The organism is Paenibacillus sp. Y916, assembly GCF_056786435.1.
Genome location: NZ_JBXCJA010000003.1, coordinates 106090 through 132460 on the forward strand (window position 1 = coordinate 106090; position 26371 = coordinate 132460).

Here is a 26371-nt window from a genome sequence, read left to right on the forward strand (position 1 = left end):
CCTATTGAATATAAAAGTGTGTTATCTAAACAAACAATACAGAGTACCAGAGGTCATCTCTCAGAACTCTGGTAACCTGTATTGTTTAGGTTGGCTTTATTTCACATTAAATATTTACCTTTCAGTTCATCTTGTTGCTCTTTTGTGATATCAAGTTCTTGTTCGAAAAATGAACTAACAGAACCATATTGTTCGTCAATTGTTTGGAAGACAGCTTGGATATAACTTTCAGTAACACCTTGTAATAAACGAACGTTAGATAGTACTTGCTCGTCAGAGGTTTTTTGAGAAGCTAATTTTACAGTTCCATCGATTTTTGGCTTAAGGAATTCATTCGACTTCAAGAAATCCTCAATGACTGTTTCGCGATCTACTCCGAGTACGCTAAGCAATAACGCAGTTGCCGTGCCAGCTCGGTCTTTTCCTGCAGTACAGTGATACAATACGGCACCATCTTCATTTGCCAGTACATATTCAAAAAATGATTTCAGTTGACCGATTGAATAGTCCTCTGTAACCAATTCGGGATATGATTTTACATTGTACGCTTCGACGTCTCCGCCCATCGTATCAACATAAGCTAGCAATATATCTGCAGGGTCTGTAAGCTTTGTTTTATTTTCATGCGTAATGCCTAGCTTCGTATCTTTAATAAGCGGAATAGCCGTATTCGTCACGCCATTAATAACAATCTCCGGATCTTTCGCTACCTCTGCTTCTGTTCTGAGGTCAATGATGTTTTTTATTTGATAATCATTCACTAATGTTTGAATATCTTGTTCAGTTAGTTTTTCAAGTGAACCACTACGAATGAGCATATCCGGCTTTACGACTTTCCCATCTAACGTTTCGTAACCACCTAAATCACGTGTATTTAGAGAACCTTTAAGTTGTATTTTTGTTCCTTGCGCTACAGTTGCTGTTTCGTTCGTGTCTGCAAGTTGATTGTTGGCTGTCGGTTCACTTGTAGGCTGAGAATTGACTACTTCCTCTGACTGATTTGAGCATGCCGCTAAAAGCAAACCGATTGCTAAAATAGAACTCAATAAATGAAATTTTCTCATGATGTATGATATCCCCCTAGTTTTATGTGCAAAATCAATGATACTAAGTAATTATTAAATTCATGTACGAGTTATGTTTTACTATTGTAAAGTTTATTGAGGCTGATAAATGCGGGGAAGAGTTGATATGCTTACAATTTCCTTTATCTTATCTTATGATTTCAAAGCCCTTAGCCACCTCGCCTCTTCCCGAAAGGTTCCCTCGTTCGAAAGGATGCCGTCATGATCGCAATCCAGCAGCGATACCGTCTTTTCCTTACCATGGGAATTTAGACACATATAGTTCAAGTAATATCCTGCGTTACTTCGGGCTTTAATTAAGGAAGTCCATATGAAATCTTCTATACCAGTAAGCGATGTACGGTGAATCGTACCATAAATAAGTACTAAAAAATAGAAAGCTGTATACCTAAAAGGTATACAGCTTTTCTGGCGTAACAATCGTATCTACAGGGGCTCCATATCAAGAAAAATATTCATGAACTCATAGTTGCAAAATTATTCATTTTCCCGTTCCAATGTGATAGTCTTTCAGTTGAGTAAGATCTTGAGAGAGTGAAAAACTATGGATTTTATTAGAAGCTGTTGTGACATAAAAGGTATGTGAAAACACTGCGAATGCATCAGCAGACATATACTGATATGTTATGGATTTAATAGGTTCAGCTATATAGCCTGTTTTGGTGATAAGATCTTGGACTTTTGCATATGAGTCATCGAGTCGTTCTTTACTCAGTTTAGTGGTTGAAGGTGCATCAATATCAAACTCGTTGTCTATATTAGGACCACCAATATATAAGATGCGAATTAGTTCCCCTGTACTTCCATCTATCTCAACATGAAAATGATAGGAGGGTGTAATACTTACATTAGCCTGCCAGTAAGAATAAGGTCTATAAGCTTGAGAGCTATCGAAATAGGACATTTGAAGCGTTTGATTATCAAGTTTGTCGCCAGAGAATTTAAATATTTCTTGGGCAGCTATTTCAGCAACTTCTTGTAAAGATAAATTTTTAGAACTAGGTGTTTTATTACTTAAAGTATTAGGGGAATAGATAGCCTTATAATTAGCTTTTACATAGCCAGTAGGAATTTGTCTATCCACTAAGTAGGAAAGTTCAGAGAGATTGTAAGTAGTAGGGACTTTGGTGATAGTTTCTAGCTCGGTAGCTACTATGACTTGTGTGAATATCAGGGAAGCGACACCTATAAAAGTAATGATTTTAACACCTTTGAAACCGTTTTTTGCAAGACTTCTTGGAAGTAATGATTTTCGAGACATTGTATTGTCCTCCTTGTAATTTCTTATTTACTGACAATATAAAAATAACAAGAAAATATATGGGTACTATTATAAAGTTGTTATAGAGTTGTAAAAAAAAAGAGTAATACTAATATTTAGATTTTAATGTGAGATAATAAGGTCAAATATTTATACATTTGAAATAGAATAGTATATCTAAGTATAGATTTCAAGTGTGAAAAAGGATATTAGTTGTTTATTATGATGGGGTGAAAAGCATGGCAGATATTCTAGTAGTAGAAGATGAAGAGGCCATTAATGAATTAATAAGGAGAAACTTAAAGTTGGTAGGGCATACCTGCTATTTGGCTATGGATGGTGAGACAGCCGTAGAAATGATAAAAAATAAAAGTTTTGATTTAATTGTATTAGACATTATGTTACCTGAAATGGATGGGTTTGAGGTATTGGAACAAGTAAAAGGTATTCCTACTATTCTGTTAACGGCTAGAAGAAGTGTAGAGGATCGGGTAAAGGGGCTTGTCATGGGAGCAGATGATTATCTGACAAAACCCTTTGAAATGTTAGAACTTTTTGCAAGAGTAGAAGCTATATTAAGACGAACCAAGAAGGATGAAGATACATTTGTAATAGATAATGTGAGGGTTGAATTTCATAGTAGAAGGCTTTTTTCCAATGACGAAGTAGTTGAATATACACCCAAGGAATTTGAGCTATTAGAGGTACTCATAAGAAATAGAAACATTGCTTTATCAAGAGAGAAGCTTTTAGAGTTAGTATGGGGATATGAATTCATGGGAGAAACAAGAACGGTAGATGTTCATATTCAGAAGCTTAGAAAAAAGTTAGGGTTGGAGAAAAGAATTGTAACCGTGTATAAACTAGGTTATCGGTTAGAGGTGTAGTATGAAAAACAAAACGTACATATGGACTTTGGTATTATTTCTATTGTTTATTAATGTTGGGATTATGTTATTTAGTATTAGTAATACAAAACATAACCTTTCAGGCATTAAAGGGAGCTATCTAAGAGAGCATTATTTTTTAGTGAATAGTATGACTAAAGACATCATGGCTATGAACAATAGAGGTTATGAAATAGATGATGCTATTGCCCATTCTTATGATTCATATAAAATGCATTATGAAGTTCAAAAAATTTATTTACAGATTTATAAAGATAAAGTGAGTATCTATTCCAGTTTACCTATAGAAGAAACATTAAATGATAAAGAAATAAATGAAGAAAAAGATATAACGGAGATACATGTTGCGACACTAAATGAAAGGAAATACATAAAAATATCTGGGAACTTACCAGAGCAGTATAGCCAATATGCATTAGTCTATTATGCAGACATAACAGATATAGTACATGAGTGGGAAAAGAGGAATAACTCTTTATTTATTGCAAGTATCATATTTTCGGGAATTTTAAGTATATGTTTGTTTATTTTATTAGAGTATCTATTTGAACCACTAGAAAGAATTTCAAGTATGTCAAATAAGATTGCCAATGGGGAATACAAAGAAAAGCTAGAGATTAGGGGTGGCGAAGAAATCGCAGAAGTTGTACAAAGTTTTAATACGATGGCGGATAAAATTCAATATCAGATGGAAGAGCTTGAGAACCATGCGAGAGAAAGGCAGAGATTGATAGATGATTTGGCACATGAATTAAGAACGCCATTAACTGCAATCTATGGATATGCTGAATATATGCAGAAGACGCATTTAAGTGAGGAAGATAAGTATGCTGCAACCAATTATATTTTATCAGAGAGTACAAGGTTAAAAAATATTTCGGAAAGTTTATTGGAACTGGTAATAATACGTGAAGAAAAGGAAATAGAAATGGTATCTATTGATATAGAACAGTTGTTTAAAAAGGTTCATCAAACCGAAAATATTAAGCTCAAAGAAAAAGGAATGGGATTTGTATATTACAATGAGTTGGAGGAGATAAAAGGAAATAAAGATTTAATAGAAAGTATGATTGTGAACTTAGTAGACAATGCAATAAAGGCATGTAGCACAAAAGGTGAAATTACAATGAGAGCTTATTTTGAAAATGAGAAAAAAGTTATTGAAGTAGAAGATAACGGAAAGGGAATGACAGAGAAGCAACTCCTTCAGGTAACAGAAGCATTTTATAGAGTAGATAAGGCAAGAAGTAGAAAAGAAGGGGGAAATGGATTGGGACTCGCATTATGTGCGCAGATTGCTAAGAAGCATCATGCAGAGTTATCTTTTTCTTCAAAACCTAACGAGAAAACAATTGTAAAGATAGTTTTTCAAGAATGATAACTTAAAAGATGCTAAGAACCTTACTTTAGGAAGAGGTTGCACTTGCCTTACAGTCTGTTATTATGGTGTTCTTGCTTTTTGTTGCTATGCTAACCTCTGGACAGTGGTTAAGCCTTAACCCCATGACAACGATCCCGATCATTGTAGTGACGATGATAAGTATGGTAGGTATTAGCTTTATGATTGCTGGTTTAGCTATTATCGTGAAACAAATTCAAGCATTTATCCGTTGGGTATTGTATAAGTGCGAGTTCAAAAAGTCGACTTTTCAGCACCGGAAGGACCGGCTGAATTCAATCTTCGATGTCGAGTAAGCTTCTTGGTAACCTTCGTGATCAAAAGGTGGATTTTTGAACATCCTCTATAAGTGAAGATGACTAATGATTAGGGCACCCAATCAGGTGCCCTTTAATTTCGCTGTTAGAGTGATACGAGGAATCGTACCACAAATAACGGCGATAAAGTGCAAGTGATGGCGGAGACTTTGGGGTTCAATACCAACGCTTTTATGGCTATTAGATAAGATATGATCCCCACACTTGCTAATAATGTTACAAGTGTTTTCTTGCACAAAATTGCATAGATCGGTTCTATTTCAATCAATAAGTTCCTTTGGATGTGAAGCTACCAATGCCCTTTAATACATAGTCAAAGAACTCAAGAATAATTTGGTTTTCGGTTTCAATACAATAATATGGATCAATATCTGCTACGCCACCTTGAAGTGTATTGGCAAGTAGAGGAGAGAACAGCGGTAAATCTGTCAGGCTTAAATGCTTAGCACCTTGAAAATGGACGGTATATGCCTCTGTGGAATTTGCATCAATGACTTTGTTCGCGGCATAAGTGGAGCTGGTATCTAGCTGTACCCAAACATCATCTGAATAGATATTCAGAAGTGGAGTCGTGTAGACTTCGCCTCTGGCAACGAGATCATCGATCTCTTTATTGTACCTAAGTTCACTAAACAACGGAGAATCAATATTAACAACGGCACTTATATCATCACGCTCTCGACCGAGCCATACACTTGCTGCACCGCCCATGGAGTGCCCAAACACACCTATTTTATCGGTATTGATAAGCTTATATATGGCGTTACTGTTACCTTTAGACTGTGTAAGTATTGTATCTATTACAAAATTCATATCGTCCATTCGAAGCTTCATCCATTTTTGAATTAACCCGTAAGTCTCCTCCACCGTATAGATGCCCTCTTTGTTGGAATTGTTGATTTCCCGCATATATTCTGTATTGACTATAGCAGTTGTCCCATCATCTGAAGCCGTATAAAAAGAATGATAAGGATGATCGATGGATACGACGACATAACCGTGGCTTGCAAGCTCCGTATAGGTAGAGCTGTTGCTTGCCTTAATACCGTATGCCCCATGTGAGAATACCAATAGTGGATAGGTTCCATCAGTATTGTCCGGATACCAAAATTCTACGTTAACAAATCTATGCTTACCGGTGTCGGTAAACTGATCTATGCGGTTCTTGTCTGTGTATGTGTACGTTGCTGTTGCGACTTTATATTCGCCGGTAACTTGTGGGGGATTATACTGCGGAAAAACAAGTACAGGTGCAAATGAAAATACCAGTGTGAGTGTCATTATGATTGCTTTTCTGATCATACGAGAAGTTTTGTATCCTTTCGTATTTACTTTGTTACGGATAAGCGAGACTATTCCGATTACCGCCAGTATGAACAGCAATATTGCAAGTAAGAACCAACGGAAACTCCATACGATAACCCATGAAAGTGTGAGCGTTACAAATACGATGAATACGGCAATTCTAGCCCAATTCCTAACTTTGTTATGGTTGTGCTTCGTAACCATACAGTAGGTTGTAAAGGAAATCTCAAAGATCAAAGCGAACAAAAATAGTAACATTCCCATAGTGGATACACCGTTCCCCTTCTACATTTAAAACCTATGAGTTCATCATAAAAAATGGCTGAAAGGATGTATATAGCAAAACAATAAGCTGTATCTACAGGCAAATAAGTTGCAAAAAAAGAGCGATAAGCTATAAAGCTTACCGCATAATAATCTGTTGCAGACAACTGCTTTATATTGTTTTATCGACTACTCTCAAATGTTTTTCTTGAATTCCTTTAGTTGTTCGTTGATCCTTTGGGCTTCTCTTTTATCATTTTGCCATGATAACAGACGAACGATGACATAGATTACCGCGATTTCCGATGCCAAAATGATGACACTTAATGCATTATCCACAATACCAATGATACTACCAAGGGAAATGATTATCACCTCTAGGGCGAGAAAATGAATTACGATCCTTACACGCATGTTTTTCTCGCTTATATCATGAGGAGAATACAAAATAAATCCCGTTAACGCACCTACAGCTGAAAATGCCATAAGGGTATAAATAGACTTCAAATCAAAGGCTATATCGGGATAAAAAATTTGTCGCAAAAAAGTAATAATAATGATGATGGATGCGAAGATGATCAAGAAATCTGTAATTATTTTTTTGGTGAATTCAGAAAGCCCCATATTGATCTCCCCCTTACAATCCGATCATATTTTTAAGCACAGGTACATACTGCCTCGATATCACAATACGTTCACCGTTATCAAGTACCGCTTGAAATCTGCCACTCATCGACGGATGGATATATGATATTTTAGCTATGTTCAAAACAGTAGATTTGGATACACGAAAACATTTCTTTTCTTTGCATAATTCCTCTAACTCATACAGCTTTTGTTTGACCTCATATACGCTATCTTTGCAGTAAATAAAAACCTTACCGTCCACAGCCTCGAAATAATAGATATCGCTAAGTTGTATACGGTGAATATTGTCATGATGATATCCGAGTATAATGAGGTCTTCTGTCTTCAGCTTGTTTACGATTTCGCATATATCATCATCGACCTTATGGCACCGGATGATGATTTCCTCTTCGTGTTCTTTACCTATTTCTTCTATTGAAACTTTGATATACTCACCCACTTTATTAAATCACTGGTGCTTGATTTCGTATGGAGATTAACTAACTCTACTAAATATGTTTGGTAAAATTCCTTGATTCCGCTTTTGTCTCGGTATAAACTCAACATTATCATGTTTTCTATGTTTGGTAAATTTATGTGGATATTATAACTTAAAGAGAATCCCATACAAAGGAGCCTTCATAAAGTCTGATGTCGAAAACGTCAAGTTAGTACTCAATAATGGTGGAAAAACATATGGGGAAAATGATCGAGCCGTGGCAACCAAAGTTTCGCCTAAAAGATGATATGATGAACCGTACCATAAGTAACAGCAAGTTTTACAGGACAAAACGGAGCATCACAGGACAGGAACCAATGCCCTACTACCCTTAGACTGAAGGAGAAAGGAGATGAGAAATGATGGAGACGTTAGTATTGTTGCGTCAGGCTATCGACTACATGGAAGATAGGTTGGAGACGAGGCTTGAAATCGAGGATATAGCAAAGGCAGCATTGTCCTCTAAATACCATTTTCAGCGAATGTTTCATGCCTTGACCGGTTTTACCGTAACCGAGTATATTCGTAATCGCCGACTTACCCTCTCTGCTGAAGAATTGGCAAGTACGGACAATAAAGTTATTGATGTCGCACTGAAGTATGGTTACGAGAGTCCGGAGGCGTTCACTAAAGCTTTTCAGCGGTTGCATGGCATCACCCCTTCTGCTGCGAAGAAGAAGGATGTGAAGCTCAAGTCGTTTCCTCGAATCTCCTTTCAAATTCAGATTAAAGGAGTAGTGGAAATGGAATATCGTATTGTGGAAGAAAGTGCTTCAACAGTGGTAGGCAAGGACTTTATTATCCTCAAGGATGCTGCTACGGAAATACCCGAATTTGCGGAGAGAATTTGGAAGAATGGAACGCATGATCAAATCAATGAAGTTTTGGGGAAACCTGCGGGGACGCTTCTTTATGGGTATCATTATGATTTCAGCGAGGATGGTACGAAACGGTATTTAGTGGGCTCTGAATTAGAGGAAGGAAATGAAACTCCGCAGGACTTAACGGTTCTCCAGATCCCAACACAGACGTATGCGGTATTTGACAGCAGGGAGCAAATTCCGGATGATGTGGAGATTGGTTTGGAAGTTGTGAATGTCTGGAGACGGATCTACTCAGAGTGGTTCCCTTCGGCGAACTTTGAACAAGTTGAGGGTCCTTGCATTGAGAAATACTATTGGGTAGACAAGAGTCAAGCGGATTCTATTTGTGAGGTGTGGATACCCGTTCGGAGAAAGAAGCTTTAGATATAAGAACCGTCTAGCGGATATGGGCATTTGGTTGCTAAATATTACGACAAGTTGGAGAGCGCCTGATGTGATCAGGTGCTCTTCAACTTGTCGTATCACACATGGATTGGCATATCCAGGTGTTTAATCAAACAAGAAAATGGAGATATAGACAGAGTCGAGTTCTTTGAAATTGAGTATGAAATCAGTCTTTAGAGTTTCGTTGTAGCAAGTTGATCTTGATTCTACTATGATCAGTAGAAGGTCGACACTGAGTTAGAAGGAATGTACCAATCGGTTGTGGAATATATCCGAGAAACCAAAGTGTTGAATATCAGGGGTATCTAGGAGTACGCCCTGTTGTAGGAGGAGAGAGACATGAAGACAATCACTGTTAAAAGCCTTACGGAGGTATTCCAATTGGAAGTACTTGCGGGAGCAAGCCGAATGGATCGCGTGATTACCCGTCCACGAACGCACAGACCAGGACTGGAGTTTGTTGGGTATTTCGATTTTTTTCCTATGGAGCGGGTGCAAGTACTCGGACGTAAGGAAATTACCTATTTATTGACACTTACTATAGAGGAACGCAAGATGCATATCGGAAACGTTGTTAAATATCATCCACCATGTTTTATTGTGACGTCAGGACAACAGGAGATTCCTTATCTGACCTTGTTTTGCGATCAGGAGGGCATACCGCTGCTGCGGACGCCAGAGACGACAACGGAATTTATCGGCAAGCTGGACAGTTATCTGGTGAAGAATTTGGCTCCGGAGGTGTCGATCCATGGGGTATGTATGAATGTATCCGGCATAGGCATCCTGCTCAGGGGTAAATCCGGAATTGGCAAAAGCGAGACAGCTCATACGCTCATCGGAAGAGGTCACCGATTTGTGGCGGACGATGTTGTCGTGCTTAAGAAGCTGGGCCCATCGACGCTTCTCGGAACACATAATGAGACTACACGCGAGTTCCTTGCCCTACGCAGTGTCGGACTGATCAATGTCGTACGCCAATATGGGCGCAGGGCATTCCAGGACGAGACGCGAATTGTACTCGATATTGAGCTGTCCCCGTGGCAGGAGAATTCCCTGAACAATGAGTTAGAGATAGTACCACAGTTCACGGAATATCTCGGCGTTCAAATACCGCATATAGAAGTCCAGCTTCAGCCGGGACGCGATGTAGCAGGTTTGATCGAGGCAGCGGCGAATAACTGGTATCTCAAGCAGCTCGGCTATAGCGCTGCTGAAGAGTTCATGGGTCGGATCGCAGATAAGATGCAGTAGGATATGGAGAATCACAATATATAGAGTTAATTAATAAAATAAAGTGAATGAATATACTAGATGGCCTTGGAAGGGTATTGCATCTGCTTATTCAGAAGATAACAATTGATAAAGATAGAAAAATTAAAAGCATTCAATTACATTGTATGTAAATTGAAAAAGGCGACTTTCCATTCAAATCTGAATGGAAAGTCGCCTTTATTTATGCTTTTCTCGGACTCTTTTACTTCATAAGCGTCAATATTCTTTTAAGATTGACTGCGAATATGGCAATCGCCCCCTCCTTATAGCAACCTTCTTTCAAAGGACATTGCTTACACTTATCGATATCAAAGTAATAGGTATCTACGTGGTCTATCCCTACATCCTTTCTTCCTTTTCCACAGACTGAATCACTTTTCGGCAATAGTCCAGTTCATTTACCAATTCGTTGTTGTTTTGGGAGGTCATTGATTTGAAGTAGCATATTATCTTTTGGCACGACTATATCGTAAATGGCTATGTATGGACTTAGAGTAAGAGATCGTTGGTTTGAAATCATCGTAAACACCTGCCTGAATTTGACACTATTATTATACGTTACATTTCATTATTTCAACCGTGAGACAAAGTGCCCTATCAAAATAGTCTACATTGTGAACCCAAGATAAGCAGAAGAACATGAGAAAGTAAAGCGATGAAAACTTAATTAACAAAACTAAATATCTAGATGATATTCCTTTAACATTGAAGTGTTAGATTTAACACAAACGTTTGCGGGAACGTTTGCGGTAGCCGGCAAAGCAAACTGTAACCTAAAAACGTTGAGTGATTGATTTTGGATTAATAGGAAGGAAGTGAGCTGTGTGGCAAGTATAAAAGATATAGCCAAGCTTGTAGGAGTTTCAAATTCCACAGTTTCTAGGGCGCTGAACAATCATCCAGATATAAGTGAGGGAACAAAACTTCAAGTAAAGGAGGCAGCTCTTTCTCTCAACTATCATCCAAATGCGATTGCGAAAGGGCTAATACAGAAGAAGACATATACGATTGGTCTAATGATTCCAGATATCTCGGACCCCTTCTTCTCCGCATTAGCTAATGCAGTAGAGAAACAGTTGTATGAGCATGGATATCAGGTCGTGTATGTGAATACGAATCGAAATCCGGAGAAGGAAAAGAAATTCATATCGAACGCGATATCCAGACAATTCGATGGACTTATTATCACACCAGATGGTGTGGATGATGAATTGATTGAGCTGCTGAAGCACTTGGAAATGCCAGTCGTATTCTTAAGACGTAGAACGCCTGCAGGACTGCCCTATCCATTTGTTGACGTTGATCATTACGAGGCTGCTTGTGTTGCGGTCAATTACTTAATTGACTTGGGTCACAGTAGTATCGGCTTCATCGCCATGCCAGAGAAATCATTCACCGGTTCAGAAAGGTTAAGAGGATATAAAGACACCATGAGCATGCGTGGTCTCCCGGTCCCAAACAACGGTATTGTCATTGGGGGCCGAACCATTGAACACGGACGGACGGCAATGGATCGATTGGTTCAGACCAATTCACAATTGACAGCCATATTTGCTGCGAACGACTTGCTCGGCATTGGTGCGCTTGAATGGTTAGCTGTACATAACATCAGTGTGCCGGACAATCTATCGATTATGGGCTTTGACAACTTAGAATATGCTGACCTTCATTGGGTTCAGTTAACAACGATGGATCAACCGCGTGATGAAATGGGGAAGAAGGCCGCACAGTTGTTACTGAATATGATCTCAGATAAGAGGAATGAAAGTTCGACCTCTCAGGGATCTCAATTGATTGAAGCTAGACTCGTTATTCGTAAGTCTTGTAAGTCACTAGGTTAAGATTATACACATTCTAAGGAGGTTCAAACGATGTTGAGGTTTAAAAAAATGATGGTATTGGCAGTGTCTATGGTATTGGTGCTATCTGCTTGTGGAAACGAAGGAAGCTCAAGTAAGTCTACTGAAGGATCAGGTAAACTGGTGCTTTACTCAGCGCTTAATGAAGATGATACCGTTCAAATACAAAAGAAGTTTAAAGAAGATACAGGCATTGAGATTGAATACTTAAGATTGAACAGTGCAGGTGAAGCGAGTACACGTGTGCAAGCTGAGAAGGGGTCACCTAAGGCTGATGTGCTCGTTGGCGGATCAGTTGAGTTCTACAGTCCGCTTGCTGAACAGGATTTATTGGAAAAGTACAGCTCCGAAAATGCTAAAGATTTGGATGCCATGTTCAATGATGCAAACGGCTACTTCCAAGGCTGGTATATGGGGGTTCTAGCACTAGCAGTCAATGAGGAGCGCTTCGAGAAGGAAATAGCATCGCAAAGCGTTCAAGAGCCGACAACTTGGGATGATCTGCTTGATCCTGTTTATAAAGACCTTCTTATCCTTCCGAACCCAGCAACAGCGGGTAGCGGATATATTTTCACAGCGACCCAGATCTTTCGTCTTGGTGAAGATAAGGCTTGGGATTACGTGAAAAACGTGAGTAATAACGTTCACCATTATGTAGCATCAGGCGGAGATGTTGTCAATCTTGCTGCAACAGGCGAATTTGTTGTTGGTATGCATTGGGCTCATGATATTGTGAAATCCGCGAAACAAGGTTATCCAGTAAAAGCCGTTATTCTTGAAGACACCGCATTCGAAATCGGAGGAGCGGGGATCGTTAAAGGTGGCGCGAATCTAGAAAATGCTAAAATCTTTATCGATTGGCTACTGACGAAGGAAGCACAAGAGATGAACACTGAGATTTCAAGTCGTTATTCTGTACGCAGTGATGTTAATCCGCCGGAAGGAATGCCAACGATCGATACGCTAAAGCTTGTTAATTACGACCGCGAGAAGGCAACTGAAATCAAAGAAGCAGCACTCGCGAAATTTAGCGAGGTTAGTGGCGGAAAATAAATCTTGGTATAAAACGATTTGGAAAATAGTTTCTATCTGAAACGGATATGCCAAACATATTGTTTCAGATAGAAACGTTCTTATGGAAAGGTGTGAACATTATTGCTTTCAGTAGGCTTAAAGGATGTCTGGTTAGGAGTTAGAAAGCTTAAGAATGAGCCGATTCTGGCTTTCGTTATTGCAGCAGTTGCCATCTTTACAGGCTTCTTCGTACTATGGCCTATTATCAAAGTAATCAGTGCACCAACCTTTGCGGATTATGCGCAGCTGTTCACGAATTCACGTTGGACGAGGGCGGCAATTAACAGCTTGACGATGACATTTTTATCGACTATTTCATGTACAGTCGTTGCTTTTATTTTTGCTTATTCAATTTCACGATTGAACATACCGTTCAAGGGATTGTTCAAATTCATCACGATTTTACCTATTGTTTCTCCACCATTTATCGTTGCATTATCATATATTCTATTATTCGGAAGACAAGGTATTATCTCTAAGCATGTACTGGGCATCAGCATTGATGTATATGGCTGGCACGGATTGTGGCTGGTGCAGACCATTAACTTCTTCCCATTCGCTTATGCTGTTATCTACGGGGTGATGAGGTCCAATTCAACGAACTTGGAATATGCCGCCTACAATCTAGGAGCCACTAGATGGCAGGTATTTAAGGATGTATTTCTTCCTCTATGCCGTCCAGGCTTAGCTGGAGGAGCTTTAATCGCAGCTATGAATATACTAGCTGACTTCGGTAATCCTCTGATCATTGGTGGTAGCTATTCTTTGCTACCAACAGAAGCTTACATGCAGATGTCCGGCTGGTTCAATCTCCCTGCTGCCGCCATGCTGTCAACGACGTTGCTCGTTCCGGCGCTGGCCTTATTCTTAATTAATCGTAAATGGGTAGGCAAACGTTCATATGTCACGGTTACAGGGAAAGAGACATCGCTTGAGCCCTATCCGGTGAGAGGCTATGTGAAGTGGGGGCTGTTCAGCTTCTGTATGTTTGTTACCATCGTTATTCTAGCCATTTATGGTGTGTTGTTCTACGGGGCTTTTACCAAGACATGGGGCTATGATTGGACGCTGACTTTGGAAAATATGAGCTATGTATGGTTCAAAAAGCAAGAAGTCATCAATAGCATTACGTTTGCTTTCTTAGCCGCTATTGGAGCAGCAACGCTGTCTATTATTTTGGCCTATATTGTTCAGCGCAAACAGATTGGTATTAATCGCTTGCTTGATTTTCTAGCGATATTGCCGGGGGCAGTACCTGGCGTGTTCCTTAGTTTAGGATTTGCGATGGGGTTTAGTGAATCTCCATTTATTTTGTCAGGTACGTCCATTATTATGGTTCTGGCTCTGATGTTCTGGAATTTACCGAACTGTTATAGCGCGAACCTAGCATCACTGCAGCAGATTGGCAGCTCATTGGAGGAGGCATCAACGAATTTAGGTGCAAGCAGCTTTAAGAGCTTTCGTCATGTGCTACTGCCACTTCTGAAGGGGCCTTTCATATCCTCTATCGTCCTGTCTTTCTTACGATCTATTACCTGCTTAAGCGTTATTATATTCATTTATTCATCCCACACCGCGGTTGGCACTGTGTCTATTCTAGGACTGGTGAGTAACGGAGAGTGGGGCAGTGCCTCAGCATTTACAGTCGTGTTAATCACAATTGCCTTTAGTGTCCTAGGAATTGCCAAGCTGTTGTTCAAACGACAGGGCAAGTCGCTAGAGATCTAGTCGGGGGGGACTTATGACTACAGCAGAAACGATTATAACTATACAGAATGTAACCAAAACCTTTGGAGCCTATAAAGCGATTGATGATATATCACTTGAGGTTCCTAAAGGGAGTTTTACAACGCTTCTCGGTCCGAGCGGATGTGGGAAAACGACGTTAATGCGTATGATTGCGGGCTTCCATGAGCCTGATTCAGGACATATTTTTATAGATGGCACAAGAGTTAACAATACGCCAGCTTATAAAAGAAAGACACCGCTTGTCTTTCAGGAATATGCACTATTTCCTCATATGACGGTTTACGAGAACATTTCCTATGGGTTAAAAATCAAGAAAATGCCAAAGCAAGAAATCAAGCAAAAGGTAGACGAAATGCTAGAGATGTTCGGTCTTAAAGGGTTGGAGCAACGTTTTCCCAAAGAAATGAGCGGTGGACAGCAGCAGCGTGTTGCTTTTGCAAGAGCGCTTATTACGGGACAAAATATTCTACTGATGGATGAGCCGTTAAGTAATCTGGATGCCAAAATGAGGGTCGAGGTTAGAGATGAGCTTCGTGATTTACAGCAGCGAACAGGCGTTACAGCCATATTTGTTACTCATGATCAGGATGAAGCTTTATCCATATCGGATCGGATCGCTGTCTTTAATAAAGGTGTCATTTGTCAGGTGGGTACACCTTGGGATATTTATTTTAAGCCTGAGAGCAGGTTTGTTGCTGATTTTGTAGGCGTAACTAACTTTTTTGACGGAGAGGTAGTCGGCTTAGAGGGTGAAGATTTGGTTATGAAGTGTAGTGATCATTTACTTAAGATTAATAGATCGAATTATAGCTTCAAGAGTGGAGATAAGGTAATGATGATGATTCGTCCAGAATGCATCACTATTGATTCGAACAGCAATGAACCAGACGAGGATAGTTATACGTGGACTGGGACGGTTAGAAAGAGTAGCTTTCTCGGTAGAATGGTTCGTTACTGGGTCGATTGCGGTTCACTGGAGTGGATCGTCGATGATTCGAGCCCAGTGGATCTACTGGAAGGCAATGTGCGTATTACAATGGATAAAACAAGAATTCATTTGCTGAAGACGGAGTGATGATTGCGATGGAGCCCATATGGTATGCGCTAAATGTGGGAAGAGGAGACAGCTTTATTATTGAAGTACCACGCCTAGACCAGCATCCCTATATTATCCTCATCGATGGTGGGGATCGTACCGTGGATAAGTGTCGCACGCCTCTCCAATTCATCCTTGACAAGGGCTGGGAGCGGATCGATCTACTGGTGTTGACCCACCTTCATCCGGATCATCTATATGGCCTGCTCGATGTAGCTTCGCAGCTTCCGATTATAGAAGCGCTGCTGCCTTATCCAGAGCTTCATGTTCAGCTTGGGGAGTTGGCACATCCGAAAGCGCTCCAAAGTGCAGAGCTTCTGGAGGGGTATCGGACGTTGCAGCAGCTGCTGATGAAGCAGCAGTCAGTGATAACGTTACGCTATCCATTTGGAGAAAGAACAAAGTGGACATTCGGTGAGTATGAACTGCAGCAGATCGCTCCCGTCGCCATTAGTGAAATGACCGCCTATCAAACCTTGCACAGCCTAGCTCATATTTCACCCCAAGGACATGATGCGCTTCTAGCGACCTTCGATGGTCAGTCTAATGAGGATAGCACAGTCATGATGCTGTCGCATCGGGATGGAGAGCAATTGTTGCTGTTAGCGGGAGATGCAATTTTGACCAATTGGGAGTCGATTCTGAAGCGTGTGAAGCTTAATCCGCAGGTGTTCAAGGTCGGGCACCACGGCCTGTTAGACGCTTGGAACACTAGTCTACTCAATGAGCTTAAGCCTGATTGGGTTCTGATTACGAATAATGATCATGAATATGAGATATACCGCGATGAATGGGAGCAGCTTGCACAGTCAGCGGGAAGCGGGCTGTCTGTTACAGGAGCTAAGAAAGAGACACGTTATCTAGCATCTCGTTTACCACAGCGGCCGGAGAGGATGGAGTAAATATGACACCGATAGTACGGCCTTTTCGAATGGTAGTGACCGATATTGACGGAACCTTAGTCGATGCTCGGCAGGAAATCAGTGAACAGAATAGGGAGACAATACGTGCTTTTCAGCAGCAGGGAGGCATTGTAACGCTGGCAACTGGACGGATGGAGGAAGCAGCCTATCGCTTTGTTGAGGAGCTGGATATCCGTTATCCAGTGATTCTTTATAATGGTGGGAAGATTGTTGATTTCTGTACAAAAGAGACCCATTATGAAGCACTCCTCACAGCGGATGTCATAAGAACAGCGTTAGAGCTTCAGGAGAAGCATACGCTTAATATGATTTTCTACTCCGAGCAACAGCTATTTGTTCGGGAAATCAATCCTGCTATCACCGAATATATGAAGAAGGATCGTGTTGGTTGTCAAGTATGGGAAAGTTCTGAATTTCTGCTACGAAATCCCGTCAATAAAATATTGATCATTAAAGAGGATCGGAATTTCTCGGCTGTACGAGAGTCCTTTGAACTGATAGTCGGCGAAGGATGCGAGCTGGTCACCTCCGAAGCGACCTATTTGGAAATATTGCCACATGCTGTATCGAAGGGAAAAGCTTTGAAGCTGCTGGCTACTCATATAGGTGTTGACATGGAAGAGGTTATTGCGATTGGTGACCATTTGAATGATCTGGATATGCTGAAGGAGGCTGGCCTCGGAGTAGCTGTCAGCAATGCACACCCGGATTTGCTGAAGCATGCTCAATATATTGCCCCTTCGAATTTGGAGCATGCCGTTGCCTATGTGATTGATAAATATTGCTTAACATAGATTAGTGTAAATGGGCAGGAGCACATCAACAATAATCATTGGAAAGATAATCAAATGCCGAAAGACACAACTAAAAACGTATACTGGGGTTATGAGCAAGCTGAATTCGGCAATCAGTACTCTGAGCAGTTCAGTACCATTTATATCGCTGAGCCCCCGAATACTTTAGTTACTATAGAGGTACTTGATAAGGACGGCACATCTGGAGATGATACCATGGGAGTGCTGCAAACAACACCTGCACCTGGAGATACTATAACATGGACAAATGCACTTACATCGACAGGTGAAGCCGATGTAACAGCGACAATTGTGGCGAATTAACTATAATGCTATAGCGAGAGAATCAGAGAAATTTCGCTAGCTCTATGAACCATATCCGCGAATGCCTCCTCAATAAATCGAGGGGCATTTCTGCTTAGCAATCTTATTTCCTGGATGAAATCCTCTTAAGTGACCGCGGCTCTCGTCCAGTGACACGCAGCACAGTGGATCATCTGATCCTTCCACACGGATACAGTGACGATCAGTAACGTAGTTAGCTCCTGAAGTAAGCATGTCCATTTACTTAGAATTGTTCTGGGATTTCTCATTCGTTCTCTTTAGAGAAGGATGATGATACATGACATAATAAATAACACTACAAGCTAAGGCTGCAATCCCTGCAATGAAATACATATCTTGATAGCTTGTCATACTTGCAATCCATCCTAGTACAAATGACCCTACACCAAAGCCTAAATCAAAAAATAAAAAAAAGGTTGAAGTAGCAACGCTACGGCGTTCTTGAGTAACAGATTGAATAGCTAATAACTGAAAACATGGAAATAGTGCCCCATAACCTAATCCAATAATGGCTGCTGAAAATAATAACATAAATCCTGTATCTGATTGACTGAGTAATATTACTCCGATTACGAAAATGATAATTCCCGGATACACAATATAATGTTCTCGCAAATGATCTAACATCAACCCGACAAATGGTCTTGAAACGATAATGATAAGTGCAAAAACAACAAAAAATAACCCTGAGAAAAAGCTTAAATTCATCTCTTTTGTGTAAGTGAAGATAAAAGAGGTTAACGAGCTGTAGGAAAAGGATAGAACAAATCCTACGAGTGAAATGGGAATCGCCTTTTTTTCTATTAAATTACGCAATGACAATTTTTTATTCGTTATTTGGCTTATAGATACGGGTTGTGAGTGCTTCACAAATATTAAACATATTAGAGCTAGTCCCGATAATATTAAGCTGACGATAAAAAGAACATCGCCGTTGTGATTCGCATTGATCAAAAAGGCTCCAATGGCTGGGCCAATGACCATAGCAATACTCATGAACATACTAAAGTACCCAATGCCTTCTCCTTTTCGAGATTCAGGAATTAAATCTATAGCCAAGGTACTAGTAGCTGTTGCAGCGACCGCAAAGCTGCCGCCGTGTAACATGCGTATAATGAGTAAAAATAAAAAACTATAAAATCCTAAATATATCGATACAGCTAGAAAAAATAATATAAATGAATATATCACCATGGGTTTCATGCCAAAACGCTCGATCCAACGGCCGGAAAATAACCGAAAAGCGACAACACCCACTGACCATAGTGTAATAACTAAGCCCATTTGCTGTTGATTGCCGTGCAAGGCTTCTTTGATAAAAGTCGGGAATGTGGTGTTTAGCAAATAAACGGTTATATACATAAAAAAGCTGCTAAGACAAATGGCTATGAAGCTTTTTGTCCAAATTTTATTTTCATGCATAGGTTATCTCTCTTTTTAGGTAGTTTGTACGAAGGGATACACAAATAAATGGATATTTAATGGTATACTCCAACGGTTTCTGCATCATGAATGTTTAATAAAAGTTAACCTTTAATGGCGCCGTTAAAAATACCCCCCACTATTTTTCGTTGAAAAAACATGAAAAAGATAAGGGAGGGGATCAATATCACTGCAATGCCCGCAAATAAAAGAGTATTGTTGCTGCCTTCATGCGCAGATAATAAGGTGATTCCAACCTGTACCGTTCTCATTTCTTCTTTGGTTGTTACAAGTAACGGCCATAAATAACTATTCCATACACCGACGAAGGAGGAAAGCCCTAAGGAAACAAGGATGGGAACAGAAACCGGCATACAAATCTTTGTATAAAATTTAAACTCACCGCAACCATCTAATAAAGCGGCTTCTCTTAACGTTCCAGATATGCCCTTAAAGCTTTGTCTAAGCATAAATACTTGTGTAGCACTGACAAAGGATACAATCATGATTCCTAAATAGGTATTTAAAAGATGAAGTTTACTAACGGTAATAAAATTCGAAATTAGCAATGCTTCACTGGGGATCATCATCGTTCCAAGAATGAAAAAAAACATGAACTTACGACCTGGAAAATTGATAAATGCTAGTGCATATGCCGCTAAAGTCGATAATATTAAGCGAACTCCGGTAGCTATTGTTGCAATCAACAAGGAGTTTAACATGAATCTAGGAATCATAGAATGAAAGATGACTTCTTTAAAATTATCTAAATATGCAAAACTATCAGGTAATATCGTTGGTGGAAAAGCCCCGAATTCCCCTTCGGTTTTAAACCCCGCAAGGATTGCGTAATACAGTGGAAATGCAAGGATTAATCCAAGCATTAAACTTAATAAGGAACTTACATAGGTTCTCCACGATCGCTGTAATCTCATTCGTAAACAACCCCTCTTTTTTCATATAAAAAGTTAACAAGTAAAAATACTAATGTAAGCAAGAATGAAATAATACTTACTGTGCTACCAAGCGTATAGTTCAAACTGCGGAATCCTGATGTGTATATATAATACGTGAGTGTAGAGGTTTGGCCTAGCGGCCCCCCTTCGGTGAGAATCATGACGGGAGCAATCATGGTTAACCCTGTAACAATGTTTGTACAAGTGACAAAAAATAAAGTTGGAGTGATCATGGGTATCGTAACTTTAAACGTTTTTTTCCAATAACCCGCACCATCGATCACTGCAGCTTCACTTAAATCTTGAGGAACATTCCGGATAGCTGCAAGCAACAACAAGAAATCAAAACCCATCAAAGTCCACACGCTAATCACTACCAATGACGGGAGCGCCGTTGTCGGATCACCTAGCCAATTGATACCTGTTGAACTTCCTGTAATTCCTAATAAGTTCAATAAATAATTAACTAACCCGTTGCGAGTTAATAGATATTCAAATATTAAACAGGTGGCAGACATGGACACAGCCATTGGAATGGAATACATGAGTTGATAGACGTTAGAAAATGGCTTTTTCATCGAAGCAGTTAGCGCTAATAGTAAGGGACATATAATAGAAAGAGGAACATACATAGCCGTAAATTTTAAAGTAACAAGGATTGAGTTAACAAATTCCTTTCGGCTGAAAATATCAATGTAATTTTGCAATCCAACAAAAGCTATAATCTCTCCCCGTGCATTAACCGTGGAAAGGCTATTAATAAAAGTCTGAATAAATGGAAGATAATCAAATGCTAATATAAATGGGATGATTGGCGCTAAAAATAAATAGGCTTTTAAAGTCTGAATTCTTTTTCTTCGTTTTGCTAGCTGCGTTAGTGATGGCATTGTAGTTGTCTTCCTAGCAGTACTCGAAATAAATCCCATAAAAAAAGTCTCCTCTAGTTAGTTATTGATATCATCATAACTCTAAAAACAACTCTAAAATTGGAAGGTTCCAATTTTAGAGTTGTACTTCAGAAAATACTCCCAAACTCATGACATTGGTGCATAACGTAAGTGGAATCCAATGCATGTGATAACCCTCGCTTCGACAAGGTTCATACTACCTTATGCTTTTTACGAGTGTCAACGAGTTTACAGAAAAATGACATATTTCGAGTTTTGTATTACTTTTGTAAAAACCGCAAAATGGATTGAATCTTTCTTTTTTTTATCTTACAATAAGGATGAATTTTGGAACGTTCCAACAAAAAGGGGTATGTAGATGAGTGTGACTATATTGGATATTGCGAAAGCTGCTGGTGTCTCTAAAAGTACAGTTTCACTAGTTATTAATAATAGTGACAAGGTGAAATTAGAAACGAGACATAAAGTATGGCAAATGATTGATAAGCTTGACTACGTTCCCAATATGGCAGCACGGGCATTAACAACAAGTCAAACCAAAACGCTCGGGATGATCTTCTTGACTTCAGACGAGACATCATTGCCTTATGCAATGGACTCCGTACCTGAAACATTGCTGTATGATGTTTCATATGGCATTAATACTTATTTGAAAAATACGGATTATAGTCTACTTACGGAGCGGTTTTCAGTATCGGGCGAAGCGAAACTTCCTGAATTAATAAAGAATAAACGAGTAGACGGAGTATTTTTAATCGGCGGCTTGTATAACGATGCGTTTATTAATCTTGTACTTAAGCAGGGCATTCCTATAGTCATTATAGGAAGAAGACATGAAGGCGTTGATTCTGTTTCCGTTAACTTCAATAAAGTTGGTTATTTAGGAGCTAAATGCTTATTGGAACAAGGACATAAGCAAATCGCATTTATAAGTGGGCCTTCTCATAGTTTGACGTCACGAGATAAACAACATGGCTTTGCATCAGCTGTTGCAGATCAAGGTGTTAACATGGAGCAAATTCATTTCCTGCATTCGTCGTATACGGTATTGGGTGGATATCAAGCTATGAAACAAATGTGGAATGATGGAGTTAGACCAACTGCCATTTTTGGTGGCAGCGACGGGATTACCGCAGGAATTATTCGATTTCTATACGAACAAGGAATCTCTGTACCTAAGGATATTTCAATCATTAGTTATGAAGAATCGGTACTCTCCACACACGCTCCATTTTTAATAACTGTCATTGATGGACATAAAATGCAACTTGGTGAAATGGCATGCATGACGATGATGAGTCGAATCAACAAGCAAAGTGCACAAGAGGTAACATTAATTATCGAACCATCCATTATTATACGGGATTCAGTTCAACCCATAAATGAATAGAAATATGATTCTTTTAAGGAGGTGATGTTACAGATACGAAAAGTAATGTACGATGCGTAAGGAAAAAATCCAATTTCATATGATAAAACTTCGACGAATTAATAAATTCCTCACTATAATCTTAATCATCTTGGAGGATAAAAATATGCGCTTAGCAACTATGACCACTCTTTTTCGAGAAAAAAGAGGTACTGATGACCAGATTAGTTACATTGAATCGATTCAAAGATGCAAAGAAACAGGTTTCTTTGTACTGGATTTCAATATGTGCGCAATGATTCATAATAAAACCGAATTAAATGGTCCTAATTGGGAAGCAGAGTTGCAGAAAATTAAAGTTGCCGCTCAAGAGTATGGTGTTGAATTCGTACAATCTCATCTACCCTACTTACCTGGCAATAAGCCGTATCCAGCGGGATCTGAGAAAGAAGCATTTTTTACTGAAATCACTCGCCGTTCTCTTATAGCAAGTTCTGTGCTAGGTGTAAAAGCTGCTGTTGTTCATCCATTAACAGAAGATGTGGCACAAGAGCATAGCGAAGAAGCGAACTTAAAGTTGAACCATCAGTTCTACGATTCTATCGTAGAAGAAGCTGTGAAATTAAATGTAAATATTGCCTTTGAAAATATGGTGGATAAGGATAACAAACGACGTTTTGGTTCAATTGCAGAGGAGCTCATCACATTAGTTGATTCTTTCAAAGATCCACATGTTGGTGTTTGTTGGGATATTGGACATGCCAACCGCATGTATAAGAGCCAGGTTCGTCCACTTCGTCTTCTAGGTAATAGAATTATTGCTCTTCATGTAGATGATAATCATGGCTTGACGGATGATCACTTATTGCCTTTCTTAGGGAATGTTGATTGGGAAACGATCATGCCGTTGCTTACAGAGATTGGGTATAAGGGTGATTTCGTTTATGAAATCAAAAGTAATAATTTCATGCCGGATGAACTCAAAAATGTGACGGCTAAATTTTGCTATGAGGTAGGGGAATATTTGCTTGCACTAGCGGAATCACCGACATCTAGAGAGGTAAAGTAGTCTTATGAGATTAGTGACATCTACTAATTTGTTCGGCAAAGGCCGAGGCGGACGCTCACATACACCCTATATCGAATCTATTAAACGCTGCAGACAGGCCGGATTTACAGTGTTAGATTTTAGTTTTGTCGAATTTTTCTTTACTAGAACAGAGCTCTGGGAAGATGATTGGCAAAATAAAATTTACGAGATCCGAAATGAAGCAGAACGACTTGGTGTTACGTTCTCACAATCACATTTACCCTATAACCCAGGCTATATGCCAAGTTGGAACAATGAAGAAGAGCGACTTTTATACGGAAAACATATGGAACGAAGTATACTTGCAAGCAGTATGTTAGGCGTTTCTTGGGCAATTGTCCATCCATTTACTGAGCGCGAGAAATCCGAACATGACGAGGAAGCAAGTATAGCATTTAACCATGAATTTTACGGTGATGCTATTGATCTAGCGCTTAACAACGGCGTAGGGTTTGCTTTTGAAAATATGATTGAGTATCCCCAGCATCGTAAATTTTCTGCACGTGCCGAAGATTTAGTAGCATTAGTTGATTCTTTCAACGATAAGCGAATCGGCGCATGTTGGGATTTCGGTCATGGCCACCGTATGTATCGAGATTTATCTCGCCCGGTGAAAGTTTTAGGAAGTCACTTAGTTGCACTTCATGTGAATGATAATACGGCAATATCTGATCAACACTTTGTGCCGTTTATGGGGACTGTCAACTGGGAGGAAGCTATAGATGCGTTATGGAACATTGGTTACACTGGTGATTTCACCTATGAGATTTATGGGTTAACCAAGCAAATGCCTGAGGAATTAAAAGATACAGCAGCTCGTTTTGCTTATCAAATTGGCCAATATTGCGTTGATAGATTTCATGCTAATGCAGAGAAATAATCATTAGACGTACTGCTAGTACGGATGGTACAACCTTTGAATAAATCATCTATTAATGAGGAGTGTAATACGATATGAATAAAATGTTGCCTAAATTTTTAGGGATTATATTAGGTATCTCTCTATTAGCGGGATGTTCATCAGCAGCTACTACCAATACAGCGAATACTACAAGTCCAACAAACTCCACAAATCCCTCATCTGGGGGATCTCAAACCTCTTCTGTCGTACCAACGGATGGAAATTTACTACCAAGTCAACCGACCGAAGTTACCTTTTGGCATTCAATGACCGGTAAAGCTGCAGAGAAAATTGAGGAAACTGCAAAAGAATATAATGAAACCGTCGGTAAAGAAAAAGGAATTACGGTTGCTCCAATTTTCCAAGGTGCATACGATGAAGCAGCTACGAAATTAGCAGCTATCCAGCAATCTAATTCTCAGAAGGACTTACCAGATATAATGCAATTAAGTTCTAAAGGGATTTTTGATGTGAAAAACTCAGAATATATTATACCAGTTCAAGATTTTATCGATCAAGATCCTGAAGGAATTAACTTGGATGACTTGAATCAAAATGCTTTGTATTATGCAATGTATCAAGATAAAGTACTGGGTCTTCCATTTTCCAACTCATCGATCATGCTTTATTATAATAAAGATCATTTCAGAGAAGCTGGCTTAGATCCAGAAGCACCGCCGTCCACAATTGCTGAGTTAGCGGATGCAGTAAAAGCACTTACGGTTATGAAAGATAATCAAGTTACGCGTTACGGCATGGGTGCTAAATTACGTTTCTTCCTACTGGGAACATGGATTCCAATGCAAGGCGATGATAATTATATTTTCAATAACAACGATGGACGTCTAGATACACCGACTGAAATTGCAATGACTACGGATGGCACACTCGAAACGATATTAACGGAATGGGAGAAAGTCCTTGCTACTGGTGGTGTAGAATACACGGATGCCTCACCAATGAAAGGGTTCACGTCTGAGCTTTATTCCATTATGCCAGCAGCCACTTCATCTTTGGGCAGCATAAAAAAAGATATCATTGAAGCTGGATTATTTGATGTAGGGGTAACAGAATTGCCACGTGTTAACGAAGAGAGCACCACGGGTACGGGTATTGGTGGTTCAGCTGTTTATCTATTTGATCGAGACAACCAAGACTCCCTTCTCGGTGCCTGGGATTATTTGAGATATTTAGCTACACCTGAAGTATCTGCAGATTGGTTTATGACCACTGGGTACTATCCAATGAATACGAAAGCAATGGAACTCGAAGAAACTAAACAATTTGTAGAACAAAATCCGCAATATAAGATCATCCAAACGATTGTCGATCATTCCAAAGAGCATAAAAGATATTTAGAACCATGGGTTCCTTCATTCACAGATATGGACCAAATGATACAAGATGAAATTATTAGATTCAGCGGTGGCAGTCAAGATCTGCAAACGACCATTTCTAATATTGATACATCGGGGAATCAATTACTCCAAGATTGGCATAATGCTAATCCGTAAGGAAGTATAGTGTCAACTATAATGAGGTTTCTCTAACGAACAAAGCCTATCCAAGACCCAAAAAGTCTTGGATGGGCTTTTCTTTGCCTGCCCCTCGATACACGCTCCTACTATAGATTTTGTTGTAATTATGACATGGTAACTCCTCAATCTATTTTCTTAA

At 39.5% G+C, this 26371-nt stretch carries 25 protein-coding genes; 16 read left to right on the forward strand and 9 right to left on the reverse strand.

The genetic code is table 11. The features are described 5' to 3' along the window. Nucleotides 1-101: 101 nt before the first annotated feature. Both AC1TO9_RS08610 and AC1TO9_RS08615 read right to left on the reverse strand, forming a co-directional pair. Nucleotides 102-1064 (reverse strand): tyrosine-protein phosphatase, encoded by a 963-nt coding sequence (locus AC1TO9_RS08610; protein ID WP_482058890.1) that lies wholly within the window; start codon nt 1062-1064, stop codon nt 102-104. A gap of 502 nt (nt 1065-1566) precedes the next feature. Continuing rightward, nucleotides 1567-2346 (reverse strand): hypothetical protein, encoded by a 780-nt coding sequence (locus AC1TO9_RS08615; protein WP_482058891.1) that lies wholly within the window; start codon nt 2344-2346, stop codon nt 1567-1569. Between the two features lie 239 nt (nt 2347-2585). On the opposite strand from AC1TO9_RS08615, the gene AC1TO9_RS08620 reads away from it, so the two are divergent. The 3 genes from AC1TO9_RS08620 (at nt 2586) to AC1TO9_RS08630 (ending at nt 4949) form a co-directional block, all read left to right on the forward strand. Then, nucleotides 2586-3233, forward strand: a complete 648-nt coding sequence (locus tag AC1TO9_RS08620; protein WP_482058892.1) for a response regulator transcription factor — start codon at nt 2586-2588, stop codon at nt 3231-3233. A gap of 1 nt (nt 3234) precedes the next feature. Further along, complete coding sequence (locus tag AC1TO9_RS08625) at nt 3235-4632, forward strand: sensor histidine kinase (RefSeq protein ID WP_482058893.1); 1398 nt, start codon at nt 3235-3237, stop codon at nt 4630-4632. 65 nt (nt 4633-4697) lie between these two features. Then, the gene (locus AC1TO9_RS08630) at nt 4698-4949 is read left to right on the forward strand and encodes a hypothetical protein (RefSeq protein ID WP_482055777.1); all 252 of its coding nucleotides are present in this window, start codon (nt 4698-4700) and stop codon (nt 4947-4949) included. 285 nt (nt 4950-5234) lie between these two features. Here AC1TO9_RS08630 and AC1TO9_RS08635 read toward each other — a convergent pair whose 3' ends face one another. The 3 genes from AC1TO9_RS08635 to AC1TO9_RS08645 form a co-directional block, all read right to left on the reverse strand. Beyond that, complete coding sequence (locus tag AC1TO9_RS08635; protein ID WP_482058894.1) at nt 5235-6539, reverse strand: alpha/beta hydrolase family protein; 1305 nt, start codon at nt 6537-6539, stop codon at nt 5235-5237. Nucleotides 6540-6734: 195 nt separating this feature from the next. Further along, a complete protein-coding gene (locus AC1TO9_RS08640; RefSeq protein ID WP_482058895.1) occupies nt 6735-7163 on the reverse strand; it encodes a hypothetical protein in 429 nt (142 codons plus the stop codon). A 13-nt stretch (nt 7164-7176) separates the two neighbouring features. Continuing rightward, nucleotides 7177-7626, reverse strand: a complete 450-nt coding sequence (locus AC1TO9_RS08645) for a LytTR family DNA-binding domain-containing protein (protein ID WP_482055780.1) — start codon at nt 7624-7626, stop codon at nt 7177-7179. Between the two features lie 398 nt (nt 7627-8024). On the opposite strand from AC1TO9_RS08645, the gene AC1TO9_RS08650 reads away from it, so the two are divergent. From AC1TO9_RS08650 to AC1TO9_RS08690, 9 genes are all read left to right on the forward strand, one after another. Next, nucleotides 8025-8912, forward strand: coding sequence for an AraC family transcriptional regulator (locus AC1TO9_RS08650; RefSeq protein WP_482058896.1), 888 nt, complete (start codon nt 8025-8027; stop codon nt 8910-8912). A gap of 360 nt (nt 8913-9272) precedes the next feature. Continuing rightward, nucleotides 9273-10187 (forward strand): HPr(Ser) kinase/phosphatase, encoded by a 915-nt coding sequence (hprK, locus tag AC1TO9_RS08655; protein WP_482055782.1) that lies wholly within the window; start codon nt 9273-9275, stop codon nt 10185-10187. Between the two features lie 845 nt (nt 10188-11032). Further along, on the forward strand, nt 11033-12049 hold the full coding sequence (locus AC1TO9_RS08660; RefSeq protein WP_482058897.1) for a LacI family DNA-binding transcriptional regulator: 1017 nt from the start codon (nt 11033-11035) through the stop codon (nt 12047-12049). 30 nt (nt 12050-12079) lie between these two features. Further along, nucleotides 12080-13120: an ABC transporter substrate-binding protein gene (locus tag AC1TO9_RS08665; RefSeq protein WP_482058898.1), complete on the forward strand. Its 1041-nt coding sequence runs from the start codon at nt 12080-12082 to the stop codon at nt 13118-13120. Nucleotides 13121-13222: 102 nt separating this feature from the next. Continuing rightward, nucleotides 13223-14869 (forward strand): ABC transporter permease, encoded by a 1647-nt coding sequence (locus AC1TO9_RS08670; protein WP_482058899.1) that lies wholly within the window; start codon nt 13223-13225, stop codon nt 14867-14869. Between the two features lie 13 nt (nt 14870-14882). Beyond that, nucleotides 14883-15965, forward strand: a complete 1083-nt coding sequence (locus AC1TO9_RS08675) for an ABC transporter ATP-binding protein (protein ID WP_482058900.1) — start codon at nt 14883-14885, stop codon at nt 15963-15965. Nucleotides 15966-15973: 8 nt separating this feature from the next. Further along, on the forward strand, nt 15974-16888 hold the full coding sequence (locus AC1TO9_RS08680) for a ComEC/Rec2 family competence protein (protein WP_482058901.1): 915 nt from the start codon (nt 15974-15976) through the stop codon (nt 16886-16888). Between the two features lie 2 nt (nt 16889-16890). Beyond that, the gene (locus tag AC1TO9_RS08685; protein WP_482058902.1) at nt 16891-17703 is read left to right on the forward strand and encodes a Cof-type HAD-IIB family hydrolase; all 813 of its coding nucleotides are present in this window, start codon (nt 16891-16893) and stop codon (nt 17701-17703) included. A 54-nt stretch (nt 17704-17757) separates the two neighbouring features. Next, nucleotides 17758-18027 (forward strand): C2 domain-containing protein, encoded by a 270-nt coding sequence (locus AC1TO9_RS08690; RefSeq protein ID WP_482055789.1) that lies wholly within the window; start codon nt 17758-17760, stop codon nt 18025-18027. 69 nt (nt 18028-18096) lie between these two features. On the opposite strand, the gene AC1TO9_RS08695 is transcribed toward AC1TO9_RS08690, so the two are convergent. The 4 genes from AC1TO9_RS08695 to AC1TO9_RS08710 all read right to left on the reverse strand — a co-directional run bounded on the left by AC1TO9_RS08695 (nt 18097) and on the right by AC1TO9_RS08710 (nt 21352). After that, a complete protein-coding gene (locus AC1TO9_RS08695; protein ID WP_482058903.1) occupies nt 18097-18267 on the reverse strand; it encodes a hypothetical protein in 171 nt (56 codons plus the stop codon). After that, nucleotides 18268-19470 (reverse strand): MFS transporter, encoded by a 1203-nt coding sequence (locus tag AC1TO9_RS08700; RefSeq protein WP_482058904.1) that lies wholly within the window; start codon nt 19468-19470, stop codon nt 18268-18270. A 104-nt stretch (nt 19471-19574) separates the two neighbouring features. After that, nucleotides 19575-20354, reverse strand: a complete 780-nt coding sequence (locus AC1TO9_RS08705; RefSeq protein WP_482058905.1) for a carbohydrate ABC transporter permease — start codon at nt 20352-20354, stop codon at nt 19575-19577. Between the two features lie 47 nt (nt 20355-20401). Then, on the reverse strand, nt 20402-21352 hold the full coding sequence (locus AC1TO9_RS08710; protein ID WP_482058906.1) for a carbohydrate ABC transporter permease: 951 nt from the start codon (nt 21350-21352) through the stop codon (nt 20402-20404). A gap of 340 nt (nt 21353-21692) precedes the next feature. Between AC1TO9_RS08710 and AC1TO9_RS08715 the strand changes: the two genes are divergently transcribed. From AC1TO9_RS08715 to AC1TO9_RS08730, 4 genes are all read left to right on the forward strand, one after another. Further along, nucleotides 21693-22724 (forward strand): LacI family DNA-binding transcriptional regulator, encoded by a 1032-nt coding sequence (locus AC1TO9_RS08715; protein ID WP_482058907.1) that lies wholly within the window; start codon nt 21693-21695, stop codon nt 22722-22724. A 145-nt stretch (nt 22725-22869) separates the two neighbouring features. Continuing rightward, a complete protein-coding gene (locus tag AC1TO9_RS08720; RefSeq protein WP_482058908.1) occupies nt 22870-23772 on the forward strand; it encodes a sugar phosphate isomerase/epimerase family protein in 903 nt (300 codons plus the stop codon). Between the two features lie 4 nt (nt 23773-23776). Then, nucleotides 23777-24673: a sugar phosphate isomerase/epimerase family protein gene (locus tag AC1TO9_RS08725; RefSeq protein ID WP_482058909.1), complete on the forward strand. Its 897-nt coding sequence runs from the start codon at nt 23777-23779 to the stop codon at nt 24671-24673. 74 nt (nt 24674-24747) lie between these two features. Beyond that, complete coding sequence (locus tag AC1TO9_RS08730; protein WP_482058910.1) at nt 24748-26208, forward strand: ABC transporter substrate-binding protein; 1461 nt, start codon at nt 24748-24750, stop codon at nt 26206-26208. Nucleotides 26209-26371 lie beyond the last annotated feature (163 nt).

Bases quoted from the DNA above. Each gene is read 5' to 3' on its own strand.
- AC1TO9_RS08610 (WP_482058890.1), bottom strand. From the start codon at position 1,064: ATGAGAAAATTTCATTTATTGAGTTCTATTTTAGCAATCGGTTTGCTT.
- AC1TO9_RS08615 (WP_482058891.1), bottom strand. From the start codon at position 2,346: ATGTCTCGAAAATCATTACTTCCAAGAAGTCTTGCAAAAAACGGTTTC.
- AC1TO9_RS08620 (WP_482058892.1), top strand. From the start codon at position 2,586: ATGGCAGATATTCTAGTAGTAGAAGATGAAGAGGCCATTAATGAATTA.
- AC1TO9_RS08625 (WP_482058893.1), top strand. From the start codon at position 3,235: ATGAAAAACAAAACGTACATATGGACTTTGGTATTATTTCTATTGTTT.
- AC1TO9_RS08630 (WP_482055777.1), top strand. From the start codon at position 4,698: ATGGTGTTCTTGCTTTTTGTTGCTATGCTAACCTCTGGACAGTGGTTA.
- AC1TO9_RS08635 (WP_482058894.1), bottom strand. From the start codon at position 6,539: ATGGGAATGTTACTATTTTTGTTCGCTTTGATCTTTGAGATTTCCTTT.
- AC1TO9_RS08640 (WP_482058895.1), bottom strand. From the start codon at position 7,163: ATGGGGCTTTCTGAATTCACCAAAAAAATAATTACAGATTTCTTGATC.
- AC1TO9_RS08650 (WP_482058896.1), top strand. From the start codon at position 8,025: ATGATGGAGACGTTAGTATTGTTGCGTCAGGCTATCGACTACATGGAA.
- hprK (WP_482055782.1), top strand. From the start codon at position 9,273: ATGAAGACAATCACTGTTAAAAGCCTTACGGAGGTATTCCAATTGGAA.
- AC1TO9_RS08665 (WP_482058898.1), top strand. From the start codon at position 12,080: ATGTTGAGGTTTAAAAAAATGATGGTATTGGCAGTGTCTATGGTATTG.
- AC1TO9_RS08675 (WP_482058900.1), top strand. From the start codon at position 14,883: ATGACTACAGCAGAAACGATTATAACTATACAGAATGTAACCAAAACC.
- AC1TO9_RS08680 (WP_482058901.1), top strand. From the start codon at position 15,974: ATGGAGCCCATATGGTATGCGCTAAATGTGGGAAGAGGAGACAGCTTT.
- AC1TO9_RS08685 (WP_482058902.1), top strand. From the start codon at position 16,891: ATGACACCGATAGTACGGCCTTTTCGAATGGTAGTGACCGATATTGAC.
- AC1TO9_RS08690 (WP_482055789.1), top strand. From the start codon at position 17,758: ATGCCGAAAGACACAACTAAAAACGTATACTGGGGTTATGAGCAAGCT.
- AC1TO9_RS08695 (WP_482058903.1), bottom strand. From the start codon at position 18,267: ATGGACATGCTTACTTCAGGAGCTAACTACGTTACTGATCGTCACTGT.
- AC1TO9_RS08700 (WP_482058904.1), bottom strand. From the start codon at position 19,470: ATGCATGAAAATAAAATTTGGACAAAAAGCTTCATAGCCATTTGTCTT.
- AC1TO9_RS08705 (WP_482058905.1), bottom strand. From the start codon at position 20,354: ATGCTTGGATTAATCCTTGCATTTCCACTGTATTACGCAATCCTTGCG.
- AC1TO9_RS08710 (WP_482058906.1), bottom strand. From the start codon at position 21,352: ATGGGATTTATTTCGAGTACTGCTAGGAAGACAACTACAATGCCATCA.
- AC1TO9_RS08715 (WP_482058907.1), top strand. From the start codon at position 21,693: ATGAGTGTGACTATATTGGATATTGCGAAAGCTGCTGGTGTCTCTAAA.
- AC1TO9_RS08720 (WP_482058908.1), top strand. From the start codon at position 22,870: ATGCGCTTAGCAACTATGACCACTCTTTTTCGAGAAAAAAGAGGTACT.
- AC1TO9_RS08725 (WP_482058909.1), top strand. From the start codon at position 23,777: ATGAGATTAGTGACATCTACTAATTTGTTCGGCAAAGGCCGAGGCGGA.
- AC1TO9_RS08730 (WP_482058910.1), top strand. From the start codon at position 24,748: ATGAATAAAATGTTGCCTAAATTTTTAGGGATTATATTAGGTATCTCT.